Here is a 3973-nt window from a genome sequence, read left to right as displayed (position 1 = left end):
CACCATCAGGCGCGGTTTTTCCGGCAAAGAAGCGTCCGGGATGACGTCCCGGTCCACCAGCCCCTTGGTGATGCTCAGTCCCAGGCCGGTTCCCTCCACCCGGCCCACACGCCGGTCCCGGGTAAAGGGCTCGAACACGTGGGACAGCACCTCCCGGGACATGCCCACGCCGGTGTCCCGGATGGTGAAGCGGTACCGGGCGCGGTCCGGAAGCGCCGCCGGCCGCTCCTCGGCCCGGAAGGACACCTGTCCGCCCCGTGGGGTGAACTTCACCGCGTTGCCCAAGATGTTGATGAGAATCTGATTGATCCGCAGGGCGTCGCCGTAAAAGCCGTCGTGGGTGACGGCGTCCAGCTCCACGCAGAACCGCTGGCCCTTCTCCTCCGCCTGGGAGCGGATCATGGTGGCAACCTGCTCCACGATGTCCCGCAGGGAGAGGCGCTCCCGGTTCAGCTCGATTTTGGACTGCTCGATCTTGCTCATGTCCAGCACGTCGTTGATGAGGTCCAAAAGGTGCTTGGAGGAGACGGCAATCTTCCCCAGGCACTCCTTCACATACGCCGGGTCCTCCGGCCGGGTGCCGGCCAGGGTGGTCATGCCCATGATGGCGTTCATGGGGGTGCGGATATCGTGGCTCATGGAGGAGAGGAACTCGCTCTTGGCCCGGCTGGCCGCCTCCGCCAAAAACAGGGCGCTCTCCAGCTTCTCCTTGTTCTTCCGCTCCTCCGCCAGCATCTCCGTCACGTCCGCCCGCACCATGCAGACGGTCTGGCGGTTCCGGTCGCCCCAGAGAATGCTGACCTTCTTGTACCGCAGGCCCTCCTCCGTCCGGTAGGGGCATACAAAGTCGTAGCCGCCGGGGCTGCGCTCCAGCTCCTCCAGCATGCTTTGCAGGGTGAGCCGCCGGCGCATCTCCAGGCGCTCCTCCTCCGTTCTGCCGTAAAACGCAGCGGCGGCCGCGATCTTTCCGTCGAAGTCCTCCACGGTGTAGGGGGACAGGTCCTCCAGCACCGTCTGCCGGGTGTACATGACCATCCGGTTGGTGCCCACCTCGATGAAGGCCACCAGCTCAAAAGTATAGGCCAGCATGTTCAGCAGGCCCTGCTGCTCCCGGGCGGAATCGGTCACGTCCGTCCGGGCCAGGCACACCCGGCCCAGACGCCGGTCGATGGAAAAGACCGTCATCCGCTTGACCCGGACGCCTCCGCCGCCGTCCAGAATGGAGATGTCGAAGGTGTAGCTCCCCTCCCGGGCCAGCCGGGCGGTGACGTAGGACGCGTCCAGATACTGCCGGTAGCGCTCCCGGTCCTTGGGCACCACCTGGTGCTCCAGCATGTACGCCACCCGCCCGGAGTGGCTGCCGCCCTCCGGCAACAGGCCGCTGGCCCGGTCGTTACTGGCGAACACCGTATAGCGGTCGTGAATCAGGTCCAGCAGCACGATGTGGTCGTATCCGGAGTCGGAGAGGCGGTGCAGCACCTGGTCGGAAATCCGCTTCTCCGTGATATCCGTCACCGTCAGAATGCCGGTGATGTCCCCGGTGTCCGGCTCCGCCACCAGATTCACCCGGCACTCCGCGTACCGCCCGGTGTCCTCCCCGGGAATCTGGATCAGGCAGGTGAGCACCCGCTCGTTCTCCTTCCGGCGATAGGCGTCCAGCAGCGGCTCGTTGAGATAGGTCTCCAAAAACCGCCGCCGGTCCTCCGGCCGGACCACCAGGCCGGAGAGGGCGGTGAAAAACGCCTCCCGCTCCAGGCTGAACCCCTCCGTGCAGCGGGGCGCGGTGTAGTCGACGAGCTCCATGATGACGTTTTGGGTGATGTTGCAGTGGCCCACCAGCAGGGTGTTGGGGCCGGACGCCCGGTAGTGCTGCAACAGCGTCTGCCGGTACTGCTCCCGGACGTGCTCCCGCTCCTCCCGCTCCTGGGTGATGTCCCGCAGGAACATGTACTGGCGCTGGGTCCCCCCCTCGCCGGGCAGGATGGACAGAATGCTCCGGACCCAGAGGTACCCGCCCCGCCCGTTTTTGAGGCGGTAGGTCATCTCGCAGCGGCAGCCCACATGGGCCATCGCCTCCTCCAGCTGCCTCAGAATCCCCGGGACGTCCTCGGGGTGGACGCCGGCCATGGCGTCCCTCTGGTACAGCGCCCAGGCCTCCTCCACCGTCAATCCCGTCATGGCGGCAAAGCCCGCGGACAGGTATTCCGGCACAAAGCGGCCGTCCGCCTGGCGGTGCACCACCGCCACGCCGCCGGGCAGGCTCTCCACCAGCGTCTGGAAATACTGCTCCAGCCGCTCCTTCTCCCGGCGGGTCTCCACCTCCTCGGTGATGTCCCGCAGGCGCTGGACGTAGGCGGGGATGCCGTTCCACGCCATCTCCTGAAAGCACAGGCTGTACACCCGCCCGTCCCGGGGGGAGACCACCTCGGCGTCCTCGCCGGGGGCCTTGCAGGAGAGGTTGCAGAAGGCGCAGGGCGCCGTCTGCCCGTGGAGCGCGGCGTAGCACTTGTCCCCGATGCGGCTGCGGCCGCCGGAGGCGGCGTGCTTGCTCTCGTGGAAATAGAGCAGCTCATAGCTGCTCCGGTCGATGACATAGACGGAGTCCGCCGTGTCGCCGGCCAGCTCCTGATACATCCGGCTCTCTTCGGACATGCCGGTAAAGGAGGTGTAGAATTTGGCGGTCTCCGTCAGGGGGCCGATCCGGCGGCCGCTGAGGTGGATCCAGATCAGTCCTTGGTCCCGGTGGCGGATCCGGCAGGACATCTGCAACGCCCCGCCCGTCCGCAGCGCCTCCCGGACGGCGCGATCCACCCGCTCCCGGTCCCCCCGGTAGATGAGGGAGAGGAGGTCTCCCCCCGCCGCCTCAAACGCCTCCCGGGTATAGCCCGCCAGGGTGGGCACGCCGTCGGAGTAAAAGACGGGGAAAAACCGGCCGTCCTTCACCCGGTAGCTGGCGACGCCGCCGGGGATGGAGTTGACCAGGTGGTTCATCTCCAGCTGGGTCTCCTCCAGGTCGGTGATGTTGTGGAAGACGCACTGGACCAGGGGCGCGCCGTCCTTCTCCCCCACCTGCCGGGCCTGGGCGCGGACCCAGACGATGTGCCCGTCCCGGTGGAGCTTGCGGAAGGCCAACTCCGCCACCGTGTGCTCCTGAAGGGCCCGACGGACGGTCTCCACCACCTGCTCCCGGTCCTGGGGATAGGTCATCAGGGCGGCGTCCCCCCGGATCAGCTCCCGGTACTCCTCCACCGTGTAACCGGTCAGCTCCGGCACCCCGTTGGAGAAATAGACGGTCTCAAAGATGTCCGTCACCTTGTAGATCGCCACGCCGCCGGGAATGGCGTTGATGATGTCCTGCATCTTCGCATTGGCGGCAGTCAGCTCCGCCTCCATCTGCTTCTCTCCATGGATGTCCGTATAGATGCCGTAGAGCGCCGCGGAGCCGTCCGCCAGGCGCTGCGATTTCCCCTCCAGCCGAATCCAGCGGTAGGCGCCCAGCCGGTCGTGGAACACGCGGAAGGCGCGGGTCAGCTCCCCGCCGCGCCGCACCAGGGCCGCGGTCTCCTCCAAGAGCCCGGGCCGGTCCTCCGGGTGAACCCCTAAAAAGGCGCTCCCGCCCTGGATCTGGCCGATGTGCGCCTGGGAGTACCCCATCACCCGGTAAAAGGCGGGATTGCAGTAGACCTGAGTAAAGCGTCCGCCCTCCAGGCGGTGAATGGAAAGGCCGCTGGGAAGGTGGTCCAAAACCGCCCGCAGCTCCGGCGGAACCGCCGTGTCCAGGGGAACGCCGTTGTTCTCCTTCATGTCTGCCGTCCCTCCTCCTGCTGCCGATGCAGCTTCGCGATTTGGTGAAGCGCCGTCCGGACGCCCCTGTGCAGGTCCCGGCCATCCGGTCCGCGCAGCGGCGGTGCCGACCGGGCGGTACCGCGCGGGGAGCCGACCGGAGCGGCCGCCCCGCCTGTGCGGGCCGCCG

1 protein-coding gene is annotated in these 3973 nt (G+C 67.3%); it reads right to left on the bottom strand.

Going from position 1 to position 3973, the window contains the following annotated elements:
* A partial coding sequence (locus QZS21_RS11530) for a PAS domain-containing protein (protein WP_295583541.1) occupies nucleotides 1-3804 on the bottom strand: 3804 nt, incomplete at its 3' end.
* Nucleotides 3805-3973: the final 169 nt, after the last annotated feature.

This window comes from uncultured Oscillibacter sp. (assembly GCF_900544955.1).
In the GTDB taxonomy this organism is placed as follows: Bacteria; Bacillota; Clostridia; order Oscillospirales; family Oscillospiraceae; genus Oscillibacter.
Note: the sequence above shows the minus strand (reverse complement) of the source record. Positions and strands in the feature narration are given on the sequence as shown.